Here is a 15,636-nt window from a genome sequence, read left to right as displayed (position 1 = left end):
CCGAGTCGCCTGCTTCGCGAGCAAGCCCGCTCCCACACTGGATTTTCGCCGTGCACAGGTTTTGTGTTCGACACTGATCAAATGTGGGAGCGGGCTTGCTCGCGAAGGCGATCCAGCAGGCGCCGAAGTCTTCAGTGGCTTATCATTAGCCCCCTAACGACGCCCACCCCAAGGTCCTCCCGGCATGCTGGCAATTTTCCTCGAAACCCTGAACATCACTGCGCCGGTGTTCGTCATGCTGTTTCTGGGGGTGCTGCTCAAGCGCATCGACTGGATCAACGACAATTTCATCCACACCGCGTCAGCATTGGTGTTCAACGTCACCATGCCGGCGTTGCTGTTTTTGGGCATCCTGCATGCCGACTTGCACGCGGCGTTGCAGCCTGCGCTGCTGATCTATTTTTCCCTTGCGACCCTGGTGTGTTTTGCCATCGCCTGGGTTTGGGCGATCTGGAAGTGCCCGCGGGAAGATCGGGGGATCTACACCCAAGGTGCCTTTCGCGGTAACAACGGGGTCATTGGCCTGGCGCTGGCGGCAAGCATGTACGGCGACTACGGGATTTCCCTCGGGGCGATCCTGGCGGCGCTGGTGATCCTGTTCTACAACACCCTTTCGACCATTGTGCTGGCGGTGTACAGCCCGGTGATCAAGTCCGATCCGTGGAGCATCTGCAAAAGCGTGTTCAGCAATCCGCTGATCATCAGCGTGATTGCGGCTGCACCATTCGCCTATTTCAAGATCGGCTTGCCCGGCTGGCTGGAAACCTCCGGCCAGTACCTGGCGCAAACCACGTTGCCGCTGGCGCTGATCTGCATCGGCGGCACGCTGTCGCTGGCGGCGCTGCGAAAAAGCGGTTCGATGGCGTTCAGTTCGAGCCTGGTGAAAATGCTCGGTCTGCCGATCCTGGCGACACTCGGTGCGTGGCTCTGGGGCTTCCGTGGTGCGGAGCTGGGGATTCTGTTTTTGTACTTCGGCAGCCCGACAGCGGCGGCCAGTTTCGTCATGGCCCGGGCGGCGGATGGCAATCACGAGCTGGCGGCGGCGATTATCGTGATCACCACGTTGATGGCGGCGGTGACCACCAATATCGGGATCTTTTTGTTGCAGTGGGGTGGGTGGATTTAGCTTCCGGATTGTCGCTGCGCTTTAGGGCTTCATCGCGAGCAAGCTCGCTCCCACAGGTTTCTTTGTTGTTGATCAAATTCTATTCACACCGAAGACCCCCTGTGGGAGCGAGCTTGCTCGCGATGGCGCCAGATCAGGCAGCCTGAATTTCTTTGATTCACTCTGGCTTCTGGTAACTGTCGATCACTTCCTGCGCCGCCCGAAACGCATCGATCGCCGCCGGCACGCCGGCATACACCGCGCAATGCAGCAGTGCTTCGCGAATCTCCTCCACGGTGCAGCCGTTGTTCAGCGCACCGCGCACGTGACCTTTCAACTCCTGCGGGCACTTGAGTGCGGTCAGGGCTGCGAGGGTAATCAGGCTGCGGGTTTTCAGCGGCAGGCCTTCGCGATTCCACACGCCGCCCCAGGCGTGTTCATTGACGAAGTCCTGCAGCGGCTGGGTGAACTCGGTGGCGTTGCCCAGTGCGCGGTCGACGAAGGCGTCGCCCATCACTTGGCGGCGGACTTCAACGCCGGGTTTTTTATTCTCGGTCATGGGACTTCCTTCTTATGGTGTTGGCGACGCCAGGCGCGAAGTGACGTGAACAGCAAAAACGCTACCAGCGCTGGCAGGACGAATAACAGCATCAAGTGTTCCAGCTTGCCGGCCAGTGGCATGCCGGTGGTGAACGACACCACGTGCAGCCCATACGCCAGGTACAAACCCAGAAACAGCAGACCTTCGGCGCGGGTCACCCGATAGCCGGAGTAGAACACCGGCAGGCACAGCGCCGCGATGCCGAGCATCACCGGCAGGTCGAAATCCAGGGCGTTGGGCGACACCGACAGCGGTGACGGTGCCACGAGCGCGGTAAAGCCGAGCACGCCCAGGAGGTTGAACAGGTTGCTGCCAATCACGTTGCCCACGGCAATATCGCGTTCGCCGCGTATAGCCGCGATCAACGAAGTGGCGAGCTCAGGCAGTGAGGTGCTGACGGCGACGATGGTCAGGCCGATGATCCGCTCCGACAGCCCAAGGTCGGTAGCGACCGCAACGGCTGCCCCCAGCAGCAAGTGTCCGGCGTACACCAGCATCGCCAGTCCGGCGACGATCATCAGCAGGCTGCTCAGCCATGACGCCTGGCCGTTGTGATCATGGCTCGATACCGGGCGTGCCGAGTGTCGCGACTGACGCAGTAACAAGCCCAGGTAAATCGCCAGCGCCGTCAGCAACATCACGCCGTCGGCCCGGGTCAGTTCTTCATTCCAGGCGAGTACGAACACCAACAGGCTGGCGCCGATCATCAACGGAATATCCAGGCGCACCAATTGTCGGGAAACCCGCAGCGGAATGATCAGCGCAGACAACCCGAGGGTGACGAGGATGTTGAAAATGCTGCTGCCGATCACACTGCCGACGGCGATGTCGGCATTGTGCGCCAGGGTCGCTTGCAGGCTGACCGCCATCTGCGGTGCGCTGCTGCCGAGGGCGACGATGGTCAGGCCGATGATCAGCGGTCGTACGTGCAACCGCGCGGCGATGCGTACGGCGGCGCGCACCATCAATTCGGCGCCGACAATCAGCAGGAGCAATCCGCTGAGCAATTCGATCACGCTGATCAGGGGTAAATCGGCTAATCCGAAAATGGTCGGGGCTCCATCGGTCAGTCGTCGAGGGCTTGCACGCGAACCCGCGCGGTGCCGCTGCGCAGCATGCCCAGGCGCTCGGCGGCTTCCTTGGACAGGTCGATCAGGCGGCCCCGGGTGTGCGGCCCGCGATCATTGATGCGCACCACGCAGGATTTGTCGTTATTCAGATTGGTGACCTTCACCCGTGTACCGAAGGGTAGCTGGCGATGGGCGGCGGTCATGGAATTCATGTTGAAACGCTCGCCGTTGGCGGTGCGTTTGCCTTGGTGTTTGGCGCCGTAGTACGAAGCCACGCCGGTTTTGTCGTAGCCATGCGGATCGACGGTGTCGGTGCTGGCGCAACCGGCCAGGAGCGAGAGGAGGGCGCAGGCGCCGAGCAGACGTTTCATTTGGGTGTTCCAAAAAACAAATGTGGGAGCGGGCTTGCTCGCGAATGCATTCTGACAGTCAACATTGAATTGAGTGCCGAACCGCATTCGCGAGCAAGCCCGCTCCCACAGGGGAATGGAGCCAGTGAGTCGGGCTGGCTCCATTCTCATCAGCCTTCGAGCTTGCTTTTGAGCAGTTCGTTGACCTGTTGCGGGTTGGCCTTGCCTTTGGAGGCTTTCATGGCCTGACCGACGAAGAAGCCGAACATCTTGCCGCGCTTGGCTTCGTCTGCCGCGCGGTATTGTTCGACCTGCTCGGCGTTGGCCGCGAGCATTTCGTCCAGCACCGCCGAGATGGCGCCGGTGTCGGTCACTTGCTTGAGGCCGCGCTTGTCGATGATCTCGTCTGCGCTGCCTTCGCCGTTGGCCATCGCTTCAAACACCACCTTGGCGATCTTGCCGGAGATAGTGTTGTCCTTGATGCGCAGCAGCATGCCGCCCAGAAGCTCGGCGGAAACCGGCGACTCTTCGATGTCCAGACCTTGCTTGTTGAGCAGGCTGCCCAACTCGACCATCACCCAGTTCGCCGCCAGTTTGGCGTCGCCGCCGATGCTCGCGACTTTCTCGAAGTAATCGGCTTGCTCGCGGCTGGTGGCCAGCACGCTGGCGTCGTAGACCGACAGACCGAACTGCTCCTGGAAGCGCTCGCGCTTTTGCGGTGGCAATTCCGGCAGGGTGGCGCGCACGTCGTCGAGGAACGAGTTCTCGATGACCACTGGCAACAGGTCCGGATCGGGGAAGTAACGGTAGTCGTTGGCTTCCTCTTTGCTGCGCATCGGACGGGTCTCGTCCTTGTTCGGGTCGTACAGGCGGGTCTGCTGGATCACCTTGCCGCCGTCTTCGATCAATTCGATCTGACGCTGGATTTCGCTGTTGATCGCCTTCTCGATGAAGCGGAACGAGTTGACGTTCTTGATCTCGCAGCGGGTGCCGAACTCGGCCTGGCCTTTCGGGCGGATCGATACGTTGCAGTCGCAACGCAGCGAACCTTCGGCCATGTTGCCGTCGCAGATCCCTAAGTAACGCACCAGGGCGTGGATCGCCTTGACGTAGGCCACGGCTTCCTTGGCACTGCGCATGTCCGGCTCGGAAACGATTTCCAGCAGCGGCGTGCCGGCACGGTTCAGGTCGATGCCGGTGGCGCCGCTGAACTCTTCGTGCAGGCTCTTGCCAGCGTCTTCTTCCAGGTGCGCGCGGGTGATGCCGACACGTTTGACCGTGCCGTCCTCGAGGGCGATGTCCAGGTGGCCCTTGCCGACGATCGGCAGCTCCATCTGGCTGATCTGGTAGCCCTTGGGCAAATCCGGGTAGAAGTAGTTTTTACGGGCGAACACGTTGTGCTGGCCGATCTCGGCGTCAATCGCCAGACCGAACATCACCGCCATGCGTACCGCTTCCTGGTTCAGCACCGGCAATACGCCCGGCATGCCCAGGTCTACCAGGCTGGCCTGGGTGTTCGGCTCGGAACCGAAGGTGGTGGAACTACCGGAAAAGATTTTCGACCGGGTGGTGAGCTGGGTATGAATCTCCAGCCCGATCACGACTTCCCATTGCATGTGTGTCTCCTCAGAAGCCGGTTGGGGTGCGGGTGTGCCAGTCAGTGTTCAACTGATACTGGTGGGCAACGTTCAACAGGCGACCTTCCTGGAAATACGGAGCGAGCAATTGCACGCCGACCGGCAGGCCGTCGACAAAACCGGCCGGCATCGACAGGCCGGGCAGGCCTGCGAGGTTGGCGGTGATGGTGTAGACGTCTTCCAGGTACGCAGCGACCGGGTCGCTGTTCTTGGCGCCAAGCTTCCAGGCCGGGTTCGGCGTGGTTGGGCCGAGGATGATGTCGACCTCATTGAAGGCGGCCATGAAGTCGTTCTTGATCAAGCGACGAATCTTCTGCGCCTTCAGGTAGTAGGCGTCGTAGTAACCGGCCGACAGCGCGTAGGCACCGACCATGATCCGGCGCTGTACTTCTGTCCCGAAACCTTCGCCGCGGGAGCGCTTGTACAGGTCTTCCAGGTTTTTCGGGTCTGCGCAACGGTAGCCGAAACGCACGCCGTCGAAGCGCGACAGGTTGGAAGAGGCTTCCGCCGGGGCGATCACGTAGTACGCAGGAATCGCGTGCTGCATGTTCGGCAGGCTGATTTCCTTGACCACGGCGCCGAGCTTTTTCAGCTCTTCGACGCTGGCCATGACCAGGTCGGCAATGCGCGGGTCGAGACCGGCGCTGAAGTACTCTTTCGGCACACCGATACGCAGGCCTTGCAGCGAGCCGTTGAGGCTGGCGCTGTAGTCCGGCACGGGTTCGTCGATGCTGGTGGAATCATTTGGATCGAAGCCGGCCATACCTTGCAACAATATTGCGCAGTCTTCGGCGGTGCGTGCCAACGGGCCGCCCTGATCGAGGCTGGAGGCGTAAGCGATCATGCCCCAGCGCGATACGCGACCGTACGTCGGTTTCAGGCCGGTGAGGTTGGTCAATGCCGCTGGCTGGCGGATCGAGCCGCCAGTGTCGGTGCCGGTAGCCGCAGGCAGCAGACGAGCGGCAACCGCCGCCGCCGAACCGCCGGACGAACCGCCTGGCACGTGTTCCAGGTTCCACGGGTTTTTCACCGCGCCGTAGTAGCTCGATTCGTTGGCCGAACCCATGGCGAATTCGTCCATGTTGGTCTTGCCCAGGGTCACGGCGCCGGCAGCGGCCAGCTTGGCGACGACGGTGGCGTCGTACGGGGCCTTGAAGTTGTCGAGCATCTTCGAGCCGCAGCTGGTGCGAATGCCCTGGGTGCAGAACAGGTCCTTGTGGGCGATCGGCGCGCCGAGCAGGGCGCCGCTCTCACCATTGGCCCGGCGGGCGTCAGCGGCTTTCGCCTGCGTCAGCGCCAGGTCTTCGGTGAGGCTGATGAAACTGTTGAGCTGCGGATCGAGCTGGGCGATGCGCGCCAGCAGGACTTTGGTCAGCTCTTCGGAGGAAAACTTTTTATCGGCGAGTCCGCGGGCGATCTCGGCCAGAGTCAATTGATGCATTGCAGGCTCTTTCCCTATTAGTCGATGACTTTCGGAACCAGGTACAGGCCGTTTTCGACCGCTGGTGCGATGGACTGGTACGCCTCGCGGTGATTGGTCTCGGTCACGACATCTGCGCGCAGGCGCTGGCTGGCTTCCAGTGGGTGGGCCAGCGGTTCGATACCATCGGTATTGACCGCCTGCATTTCGTCGACCAGCCCGAGAATGCTGTTAAGGGCCGAAGTGATGTGTGGAAGATCGGCATCATTGAGGCCAAGGCAGGCCAGATGAGCGATTTTTTCCACGTCGGAGCGTTCAAGCGCCATTGGGATTCTCCAGTGGAAAACAAAACGGACGGCGTCCGTGTGTTAGATTGTCGGAACACTACCGCACTTCTACGGTCATAAGGCCGCGATTGTGGGGCTTGGTGCACAGAAAAGCGGCCAATTTAACATATTGGCGCCTTGCCCAAAATCCCTGTCGTTGTTAGAGTTTGCCGCACTTTTTTACCCACGCGTTGCCTAGGGTCCCTTTCCCATGTTCAAGAAACTGCGTGGCATGTTTTCCAGCGATCTTTCCATTGACCTGGGCACTGCCAACACCCTTATTTACGTGCGCGAGCGCGGTATCGTCCTGAATGAGCCCTCCGTTGTGGCCATTCGGACACACGGTAACCAGAAAAGTGTCGTTGCTGTCGGCACCGAAGCCAAGCGCATGCTGGGTCGTACGCCGGGCAACATTGCTGCCATTCGTCCGATGAAAGACGGCGTGATCGCCGACTTCAGCGTGTGCGAAAAAATGCTGCAGTACTTCATCAACAAGGTTCACGAAAACAGCTTCCTGCAGCCTAGCCCACGCGTGTTGATCTGCGTTCCATGCAAATCCACCCAGGTTGAGCGTCGTGCCATCCGTGAATCGGCCCTTGGCGCCGGTGCCCGTGAAGTGTTCCTGATCGAAGAGCCAATGGCCGCTGCGATCGGTGCCGGCCTGCCGGTTGAAGAAGCTCGCGGTTCGATGGTCGTGGATATCGGTGGCGGTACCACTGAAATCGCGCTGATCTCCCTGAACGGTGTGGTTTACGCCGAATCCGTACGTGTGGGCGGCGACCGCTTCGACGAAGCGATCATCACCTACGTGCGTCGCAACTACGGCAGCCTGATCGGTGAATCCACCGCCGAGCGCATCAAGCAGGAAATCGGTACCGCGTATCCGGGCGGCGAAGTTCGCGAAGTCGACGTTCGCGGCCGTAACCTGGCCGAAGGCGTTCCACGCGCATTCACCCTGAACTCCAACGAAGTGCTGGAAGCTCTGCAAGAGTCCCTGGCAACCATCGTTCAGGCCGTGAAAAGCGCCTTGGAGCAATCGCCTCCGGAGCTGGCTTCCGATATTGCCGAACGTGGCCTGGTACTGACCGGTGGTGGCGCCTTGCTGCGCGACCTGGACAAATTGCTGGCCCAGGAAACCGGTCTGCCGGTGATCGTTGCCGAAGACCCGCTGACCTGCGTTGCTCGCGGCGGTGGCCGTGCATTGGAAATGATGGATAAACACACCATGGACCTGCTTTCCAGCGAATAAGTCGCCGGATTGCCTCTATGCTGTTGAGCGCGCAGGCGGCACTTTGCAGTGCTGCCTGTTCGCGTTTATCTTCTGTCAGTCTGCATCCAGGCCGGATTGCTGCCGTATGAATAAACAGAACATTTGCCTGGGAGGAGCGGCTTATTAAACCGCTTTTCACCAAGGGCCCTTCACTTGGCGTGCGCCTGTTGGTGCTGGTCGTGCTATCGGTCGCGCTGATGGTGGTCGATGCCCGTTTCAGTCTGCTCAAGCCTGCACGCAGCCAGATGTCGCTGGTGCTGATGGACGCCTACTGGATCACCGACCTGCCCGGACGACTGTGGGAAGGCGTTGCCAGTCAGTTTGGCAGCCGGACCGAACTCGTCGCCGAAAACGAAAAACTCAAGACCGAGAACCTGCTGTTGCAGGGGCGCATGCAGAAGCTTGCCGCCCTGACCGAGCAGAACGTTCGGCTGCGCGAGTTGCTCAACTCTTCGGCCCTGGTCAACGAGAAGGTCGAAGTGGCCGAGTTGATCGGCATGGACCCCAACCCCTTCACCCATCGCATCATCATCAATAAAGGTGAGCGCGATGGCGTAGTCCTCGGTCAGCCGGTACTCGATGCCCGTGGCCTGATGGGGCAGGTGGTCGAGTTGATGCCCTACACCTCCCGCGTCTTGCTGCTGACCGATACCACCCACAGCATTCCGGTGCAGGTGAACCGTAACGGTTTGCGGGCGATTGCCAGCGGCACCGGCAACCCGGAACGTCTCGAGTTGCGGCATGTGGCCGATACCGCCGACATCAAGGAGGGCGACCTGCTGGTCAGCTCCGGCCTCGGTCAGCGTTTCCCGGCGGGTTATCCGGTGGCGACGGTCAAGGAAGTGATTCACGATTCCGGCCAGCCGTTTGCCATTGTCCGCGCCATTCCGACCGCCGCCTTGAACCGTAGCCGTTACCTGTTGCTGGTGTTCAGCGACAACCGGACTGCCGAAGAGCGCGTCAACGCTGCCGCCCAGGCCCAGGAAAGCCTGGATGCGCAGGGCGGTGGGCCGATCATTCCGTCGACGGTTCCGAAACCGGTCAGCCCCGCGGTCCCCGCTGCACCGGCCGCCGCACCGGCGATTCCTGCGACGGCGGCGCCTGCGGCCACCGCGCCAGCCAAGCCAACCACCACGCCAGCCAAGCCTGTGGTCTCGCATCCTGCGGCGGCTAAACCACCGGCGGCGCAACCCGCTGCCGCGAAGCCTGCCGCCAAACCGCCAGTGTCCGCGCCGGCCACTCCAGTGGGGAGAGAATAATGGGCGGTGTGAAAGCATCCCGAAACGGCTGGATAGTCTGGCTGACGTTCGCCATCGGTCTGCTGTTGAGCGTTTCGCCTCTGCCGCAATTCATGGAAATCCTGCGCCCGCTGTGGCTGGCCTTGTTGCTGGCATTCTGGGCGTTGAACCTGCCGCAGACCGTCGGGATGGTGACGGCGTTTTGCCTGGGGCTGGCTGAAGACGTGCTCTACGGTACCTTGCTGGGTCAGAATGCCTTGATCCTGACGCTCATCACCTATCTGGTGCTGGCGCTGCAGCAACGCCTGCGGATGTTCCCGATGTGGCAGCAGAGCCTGGTGATCCTGGTGATCTTCGGACTCGCCCAGCTAGTACAGCTATGGCTCAGTGCCTTGACCGGCAATCGTCAGCCGACGTTGGCGCTGGTGCTGCCGGCACTGGTCAGTGCGCTGCTCTGGCCCTGGATCAGTTTCGGTTTGCGCGGACTGCGTCGACGCTACAAAATCAATTAATTCGTTCAGGCATTGGACAGGGAGAGGTCTTGATGAAACGGTTGTACCTCGCCTCTGGTTCGCCGCGTCGACGTGAATTGCTCACGCAGATCGGCGTTGCGTTCCGCGCCGTCAATGCGGACATCGATGAAACCCCTTTAGCTCAAGAATCCCCATCGGCCTACGTCGAGCGCCTGGCACGCGGCAAGGCCGAGGCCGGGCGCGGCGGCGTCGTGTCTGATGAACCATTTTGTGTGCTCGGTGCCGATACCGCCGTGGTGCTCGATGGGAAAATTCTCGGCAAACCGGTTGATCAAGCGGATGCGTGCGCCATGCTGACGATGCTGTCTGGGTGTGAACATGAAGTCCTGACCGCGATTGCCGTGCTCGATGGCGAACGTTGCGAATCCCGGGTTGTCACCAGCCGGGTGCGTTTTCGAGATATCAGTCGTGAGGAAGCCGCAGCTTACTGGGCCAGCGGCGAACCACGGGACAAGGCGGGCGGTTATGGCATTCAAGGACTGGGTGCGGTGTTTGTCGCCGGGCTCGATGGAAGTTATTCAGCGGTGGTCGGACTACCGCTTTGCGAAACCGCGGAACTGCTCGGCCATTTCGGCATACCCTGTTGGCAACCCCGGAACGCACACCAAGCAACGTTCTGAACAGATGCGGCCATTATCGTGAACATGCCTGAACGAGACCCTGCCATGAGTGAAGAGATTCTGATCAACATCACGCCGATGGAGTCGCGCGTGGCGGTGGTCGAAAACGGTGTCCTGCAAGAGGTCCACGTCGAGCGTACGCAAAAGCGCGGGATCGTCGGCAACATCTATAAAGGCAAAGTCGTGCGGGTATTGCCTGGAATGCAGGCGGCATTCGTCGATATCGGCCTGGACCGTGCCGCGTTCATTCATGCGTCGGAAATTTCCCTGCGCGAAGGCCCGGCGGTCGAGAGCATCAGTGCACTGGTGCACGAGGGCCAGAGCCTGGTGGTGCAGGTGACCAAGGATCCGATCGGTTCCAAAGGCGCACGCCTGACCACCCAGCTTTCGATTCCTTCACGCTATCTGGTGTACATGCCGCGCACGGCCCATGTCGGCATTTCTCTGAAGATTGAAGACGAAGCCGAGCGCGAACGCCTCAAACAGGTGGTCACTGATTGCGTGGCCAAGGAAGGTATCAAGGAAGCTGGCGGTTTCATCCTGCGCACGGCAGCCGAAGGCGCCGGCGCGGATGAAATCCTCATGGACATCCGTTATCTGCGCCGTCTCTGGGATCAGATCAACGCCCAGATCAAAACCATCAGTGCGCCTAGCGTAATCTACGAAGACCTTGGCCTGGCGCTGCGCACCCTGCGTGACCTGGTGAGCCCGAAAATCGAGAAGATCCGCATCGACTCCCGGGAAACCTTTCAGAAAACCACGCAATTCGTCGCTGAACTGATGCCCGAGATTGCTGACCGCCTGGAGCATTACCCGGGCGAGCGGCCGATTTTCGACCTGTATGGCGTCGAAGACGAAATCCAGAAGGCACTCGAACGCAAGGTCCCGCTCAAGTCCGGCGGTTATCTGGTGGTCGATCCGGCGGAAGCCATGAGCACCATCGACGTCAATACCGGGGCGTTCGTCGGCCACCGCAATCTCGAAGAGACCATCTTCAAGACCAACCTCGAAGCCGCGACGGCTATCGCCCGTCAATTGCGCCTGCGTAACCTGGGCGGAATCATCATCATCGACTTCATCGACATGGAAGATGAAGAGCACCAGCGCCAGGTGTTGCGCACGCTCGAAAAGCAACTGGAGCGCGATCACGCCAAGACCAACATCATCGGTATCACCGAACTGGGCCTGGTGCAGATGACCCGCAAGCGCACTCGCGAAAGCCTTGAACAGGTGTTGTGCGAGCCGTGCAATGCCTGTCAGGGACGGGGCAAGCTCAAGACCCCGGAAACCGTTTGCTACGAAATCTTCCGTGAAATCCTGCGCGAGGCTCGCGCCTATCAGGCGGAAGGCTATCGTGTATTGGCAAACCAGAAAGTGGTGGACCGCCTGCTCGACGAAGAGTCGGGCAACGTTGCCGAACTGGAAGGGTTTATCGGGCGCACCATCCGCTTCCAGGTCGAAACCATGTATTCCCAGGAACAATACGACGTGGTGCTGCTCTGAAGCGTTTTGTTTTGATTGTTCGAGAATGGCTGGCCTCAGCTTTTTGCAAAACTTTTGCCATGGGAGCCACCTGACATGGACCGTCTGACACGCATATTGGCCGCACTGACCCGCTGGGGTCTGGGCCTGTGCGCGTTGGTTTTGGTGTTGATGGCGCTCTACGTCAGCCTTGGCCGGGAGCTGACGCCGCTAGTCGCCGAGTACCGCGCCGACATCGAAACCAAAGCCAGCGATGCCTTGGGTATGCCGTTGCAGATCGGCGAGCTCGAAGGCAACTGGAGTGGATTCGCCCCTATATTGATGGCCCGCGACGTGACGGTCGGCGACGGCGCCAATGCCTTGCACCTGGATCAGGTGCGCGCGGTGCCGGACCTTTGGGCCAGCTTGTTGGCCCGCCAGGTACGCATCGCTCATCTGGAGTTCAGCGGCCTCAAGATCAACCTCAGGCAAGGTGAGGGCGGTCAGTGGGCTCTGGAAGGTTTGCCGATGCGCCAGGACCAGCCCACCGATCCGGAGCAACTGCTCAATCAGATGCAGATGATCCAGCAACTGTCGGTGCTCGACAGCCAGGTGACCTTGCAGCCGTTTGGCGAATCACCGCTGACCTTGACTTATGTCGGCCTGAATCTGAAAACCGGGGTGTCACGGCAGCGGCTCGACGCACGGTTGACCCTGCCGGACGGGCAACCGGTGGCCATGAGCCTGCGTACCCGTATTCGAGCCAGCCAATGGAAGGACGGTGAAGCCGAGGTCTACCTGAGCCTGCCGCAAAGCGACTGGTCGAAGTGGTTGCCTGAACGTCTGACCCAACAGTGGAATTTTTCCGAGATCAAGGCCGGCGGCGAGCTGTGGGTGACCTGGGGCAAAGGCACCTTGCAAAGCGCTGCGGTGCGCGTGAACGCGCCACAACTCAAGGGTGCCTACGCCGAGCGCAAGCCGATCCAGATCAATAACCTGGCGCTCAATGGTTACTTCCAGCGCAGTGCCAAAGGGGCGTCAGTGACTCTGGATTCCCTGGCGATGAACTTCGGCGAGACCCGCTGGGAAACGCATCTGCAGCTCACGCAAAACGCCGCCACCGATAAAACCGAAGAACTCTGGCACCTGCAAGCCGACCGGGTTGATCTCACGCCGCTGACCCCGCTGCTCAACGCCCTGGCGCCGTTACCAGAGGGTTTTGCCACGGTCGTCGAGCGGCTCAAGGTCACGGGTGGCCTGCGTAACGTGCTGGTCGACTTCCGCCCCAATGCCACCGACGACAGCAAGTTCGGGTTTGCCGCCAACCTCGACCAGGTGGGCTTTGATGCCTATCACGGTGCGCCGGCGGCGCGAAATGTCAGCGGCAGCATCATCGGTGACCTGGGGCACGGCGAACTGCGCATGGACAGCAAGGATTTCATGCTGCACCTGGACCCGATTTTCGCCAAGCCATGGCAGTACATTCAGGCCAATGCGCGGCTGACCTGGAAACTCGATAAAGAAGGTTTCACCCTGATCGCGCCGTATCTGAAAGTGCTGGGCGAGGAAGGCAAGATCGCCGGCGACTTCCTGATTCGCCTGTATTTCGATCACACCCGGGAAGACTACATGGACCTGCGGGTCGGCCTGGTGGACGGTGACGGTCGCTACACCGCCAAGTACTTGCCGACGGTCCTCAGTCCGGCGCTGGACGAATGGCTGCGCACGGCGATTCTCAAGGGCGCGGTGGATCAAGGCTTCTTCCAGTATCAAGGGTCGCTCAGCCCCGGTGCCGCGGATGTCGATCGCAGCATCAGCCTGTACTTCAAGGTTCACGATGCCGAACTGGCCTTCCAGCCGGGCTGGCCCCATGTCAGCAAGGTCAGCGGCGATGTGTTTGTCGAAGACAGCGGCGTGCGGATTCTGGCCAGCACGGGCCGGTTGCTCGACACCCAGGTCAACGATATCTACGTCGACATTCCCCATGTGCCGGCCGGGCAGAACGTTCATTTGTTCCTCGATGGCGGATTTGCCGGCGGTTTGGGCGATGGCCTGAAAATCCTCCAGGAAGCACCGATCGGCACCGCAGCAACCTTTGCCGGCTGGGAAGGCGAGGGTGACCTGCAAGGCAAGTTGAAACTCGATATTCCCCTGGCAAAAGGCGAGGAGCCGAAGATCCTCGTCGATTTCAAGACCGCCAAGGCGCGCTTGAAACTGGCCGAACCTGCGCTGGAACTGACCCAACTCAAAGGTGATTTCCGTTTCGACAGCGGCAAAGGCCTGAGCGGGCAGAACATCAGCGCCCGGGCGTTCGACAAACCGGTCACCGCACAGATATTTGCCGATGGCAGCCCGGGCAAGCACAGTACCCGGGTGGCCGCGTCAGGGCAGGTCGAGGTCAAGAAACTGACCGACTGGCTGAAGGTCACCCAACCTCTGCCAGTGAGCGGTGTGATCCCGTATCAACTGCAACTGACCCTGGACGGCGCCGACAGCCAGTTGATGGTCAATTCCAGCCTCAAGGGCGTGGCCGTCGATTTGCCTGCACCGTTCGGCATAACCTCCGAGGCCGGGCGCGACACCACGTTCCGCATGACCTTGCAGGGCGACGAGCGGCGTTATTGGGTCAACTACGGGGACTTGGCGAGTTTCACGTTCGCGGCCCCGGCCAGTAGTTTCGCCGACGGTCGCGGGGAGTTGTTCCTCGGTGGCGGCGAGTCCGTCTTGCCTGGCACCAAAGGCTTGCGGATACGGGGCGTGCTGTCGGAGCTGGACGTTGGCCCGTGGAAGGATCTGGTGGACAGATACGCCGGACAAGACCCCGGCGGCAGCGCCAGGCAACTGCTCAGCGGCGCGGATTTCAAGGTGGGCAAACTCAGCGGTATCGGCACGACCCTCGATCAGGCCTCGATCCAGCTGGCGCGCAAGCCTTCCGCCTGGGCGCTACAACTGGACAGCCAGCAGATCAATGGCAGCGCCAGCCTTCCCGATGCGAAAGCCACGCCGATCACGATCAATCTGCAAACTGTGCGCCTGCCCGCACCGGACCCGACCGTGCTGGCCGATGAAAACTCGCCGGATCCGCTGGCGTCGGTGGACCCGACAAAAATCCCCGCGATGGACATCACCATCAATCAGCTATTCCAGGGGCAGGATCTGGTGGGGGGCTGGTCGCTGAAAATTCGTCCGACGCCCAAGGGCATAGAGTTCAACTCCCTGGACCTGGGCCTCAAGGGCATGCTGTTGGTGGGCAGCGGTGGTTGGGAAGGCGTGCCTGGCGCCAGCAACAGCTGGTACAAGGGTCGTATCAGCGGCAAGAACCTCGCCGATGTGCTCAAGGGCTGGGGGTTTGCGCCGAGCGTCACCAGCCAGGACTTCTATATGGATGTCGATGGCCGCTGGCCCGGCTCACCGGCCTGGGTGGCGACCAAGCGTTTCTCTGGCACGCTTGATGCGACCCTTAATCAGGGTCAGTTCGTCGAGGTTGAGGGCAGTGCCCAGGCGCTGCGGGTATTTGGCTTGCTCAACTTCAACTCCATCGGCCGGCGCCTGCGCCTGGATTTCTCCGACCTGTTCGGCAAAGGCCTGAGTTATGACCGGGTCAAGGGGCTGCTGGTCGGGACCAATGGTGTGTATGTCACCCGTAAGCCGATCCAGCTGACGGGGCCGTCGAGCACCATTGAACTCGACGGCACCCTGAACATGGTGGCCGATCAGATCGATGCGAAACTGATGGTGACCTTGCCGGTGACCAATAACCTGCCGATTGCCGCATTGATCGTCGGTGCACCTGCGGTCGGCGGGGCGCTGTTCCTGATCGACAAGTTGATCGGAGACCGGGTCGCCCGTTTCGCCAGTGTGAAGTACACCGTCAAAGGGCCGTGGAAAGAACCGAAAATCACCTTCGACAAGGCTTTTTGAAACGCCATCCTTCGGGCCTATGGAGTAGCATGGCCATTGCGGCTCGCCCCTTGTAGGAGCGAGCTCGCTCGCGATGGACGTGAA

General features: G+C 60.9%; 13 protein-coding genes. 7 read left to right on the top strand and 6 right to left on the bottom strand.

From position 1 onward, the window contains the following. Positions 1–184 precede the first annotated feature (184 nt). A complete protein-coding gene (locus AC1Q6Y_RS20430) occupies positions 185–1,126 on the top strand; it encodes an AEC family transporter (protein ID WP_150812817.1) in 942 nt (313 codons plus the stop codon). A gap of 157 nt (positions 1,127–1,283) precedes the next feature. On the opposite strand, the gene AC1Q6Y_RS20425 is transcribed toward AC1Q6Y_RS20430, so the two are convergent. From AC1Q6Y_RS20425 to gatC, 6 genes are all read right to left on the bottom strand, one after another. Then, positions 1,284–1,664, bottom strand: coding sequence for a carboxymuconolactone decarboxylase family protein (locus tag AC1Q6Y_RS20425; protein ID WP_057716435.1), 381 nt, complete (start codon positions 1,662–1,664; stop codon positions 1,284–1,286). Beyond that, complete coding sequence (locus AC1Q6Y_RS20420; protein WP_492588668.1) at positions 1,661–2,722, bottom strand: calcium/sodium antiporter; 1,062 nt, start codon at positions 2,720–2,722, stop codon at positions 1,661–1,663. Before AC1Q6Y_RS20420 ends, AC1Q6Y_RS20425 begins: the two co-directional genes overlap by 4 nt. A gap of 50 nt (positions 2,723–2,772) precedes the next feature. Continuing rightward, positions 2,773–3,147, bottom strand: coding sequence for a septal ring lytic transglycosylase RlpA family protein (locus AC1Q6Y_RS20415; RefSeq protein ID WP_150812815.1), 375 nt, complete (start codon positions 3,145–3,147; stop codon positions 2,773–2,775). A gap of 149 nt (positions 3,148–3,296) precedes the next feature. Continuing rightward, positions 3,297–4,742, bottom strand: coding sequence for an Asp-tRNA(Asn)/Glu-tRNA(Gln) amidotransferase subunit GatB (gatB, locus tag AC1Q6Y_RS20410; protein WP_090453075.1), 1,446 nt, complete (start codon positions 4,740–4,742; stop codon positions 3,297–3,299). A 10-nt stretch (positions 4,743–4,752) separates the two neighbouring features. After that, positions 4,753–6,204: an Asp-tRNA(Asn)/Glu-tRNA(Gln) amidotransferase subunit GatA gene (gene gatA, locus AC1Q6Y_RS20405; protein WP_057398872.1), complete on the bottom strand. Its 1,452-nt coding sequence runs from the start codon at positions 6,202–6,204 to the stop codon at positions 4,753–4,755. Positions 6,205–6,221: 17 nt separating this feature from the next. Beyond that, positions 6,222–6,509, bottom strand: coding sequence for an Asp-tRNA(Asn)/Glu-tRNA(Gln) amidotransferase subunit GatC (gene gatC / locus AC1Q6Y_RS20400; RefSeq protein WP_007901429.1), 288 nt, complete (start codon positions 6,507–6,509; stop codon positions 6,222–6,224). Positions 6,510–6,720: 211 nt separating this feature from the next. Between gatC and mreB the strand changes: the two genes are divergently transcribed. From mreB to AC1Q6Y_RS20370, 6 genes are all read left to right on the top strand, one after another. Further along, positions 6,721–7,758 carry a rod shape-determining protein MreB gene (gene mreB, locus AC1Q6Y_RS20395; protein WP_002555108.1) on the top strand — a complete coding sequence of 346 codons (1,038 nt, stop codon included), beginning with the start codon at positions 6,721–6,723 and terminating at the stop codon, positions 7,756–7,758. Positions 7,759–7,901: 143 nt separating this feature from the next. Further along, entirely contained in the window at positions 7,902–9,038 is a 1,137-nt protein-coding gene (mreC, locus tag AC1Q6Y_RS20390) for a rod shape-determining protein MreC (RefSeq protein ID WP_492625086.1), read from the top strand. Next, positions 9,038–9,529: a rod shape-determining protein MreD gene (gene mreD / locus AC1Q6Y_RS20385; RefSeq protein ID WP_218544027.1), complete on the top strand. Its 492-nt coding sequence runs from the start codon at positions 9,038–9,040 to the stop codon at positions 9,527–9,529. Before mreC ends, mreD begins: the two co-directional genes overlap by 1 nt. 32 nt (positions 9,530–9,561) lie before the next feature. Then, a complete protein-coding gene (locus AC1Q6Y_RS20380; protein ID WP_150812812.1) occupies positions 9,562–10,170 on the top strand; it encodes a Maf family protein in 609 nt (202 codons plus the stop codon). Between the two features lie 45 nt (positions 10,171–10,215). Then, entirely contained in the window at positions 10,216–11,673 is a 1,458-nt protein-coding gene (gene rng, locus AC1Q6Y_RS20375) for a ribonuclease G (RefSeq protein WP_008018726.1), read from the top strand. A 75-nt stretch (positions 11,674–11,748) separates the two neighbouring features. Then, positions 11,749–15,552 (top strand): YhdP family protein, encoded by a 3,804-nt coding sequence (locus tag AC1Q6Y_RS20370; protein ID WP_492625046.1) that lies wholly within the window; start codon positions 11,749–11,751, stop codon positions 15,550–15,552. Positions 15,553–15,636: the final 84 nt, after the last annotated feature.

This window comes from Pseudomonas sp. GW823-FHT06E10, from assembly GCF_058794995.1.
Note: the sequence above shows the minus strand (reverse complement) of the source record. Positions and strands in the feature narration are given on the sequence as shown.

Coding starts and splice junctions, on each gene's coding strand:
- AC1Q6Y_RS20370 (WP_492625046.1), top strand. CDS start 11,749: ATGGACCGTCTGACACGCATATTGGCCGCACTGACCCGCTGGGGTCTG.
- gatB (WP_090453075.1), bottom strand. CDS start 4,742: ATGCAATGGGAAGTCGTGATCGGGCTGGAGATTCATACCCAGCTCACC.
- gatC (WP_007901429.1), bottom strand. CDS start 6,509: ATGGCGCTTGAACGCTCCGACGTGGAAAAAATCGCTCATCTGGCCTGC.
- rng (WP_008018726.1), top strand. CDS start 10,216: ATGAGTGAAGAGATTCTGATCAACATCACGCCGATGGAGTCGCGCGTG.
- AC1Q6Y_RS20415 (WP_150812815.1), bottom strand. CDS start 3,147: ATGAAACGTCTGCTCGGCGCCTGCGCCCTCCTCTCGCTCCTGGCCGGT.
- gatA (WP_057398872.1), bottom strand. CDS start 6,204: ATGCATCAATTGACTCTGGCCGAGATCGCCCGCGGACTCGCCGATAAA.
- AC1Q6Y_RS20430 (WP_150812817.1), top strand. CDS start 185: ATGCTGGCAATTTTCCTCGAAACCCTGAACATCACTGCGCCGGTGTTC.
- AC1Q6Y_RS20425 (WP_057716435.1), bottom strand. CDS start 1,664: ATGACCGAGAATAAAAAACCCGGCGTTGAAGTCCGCCGCCAAGTGATG.
- AC1Q6Y_RS20380 (WP_150812812.1), top strand. CDS start 9,562: ATGAAACGGTTGTACCTCGCCTCTGGTTCGCCGCGTCGACGTGAATTG.
- mreD (WP_218544027.1), top strand. CDS start 9,038: ATGGGCGGTGTGAAAGCATCCCGAAACGGCTGGATAGTCTGGCTGACG.
- mreB (WP_002555108.1), top strand. CDS start 6,721: ATGTTCAAGAAACTGCGTGGCATGTTTTCCAGCGATCTTTCCATTGAC.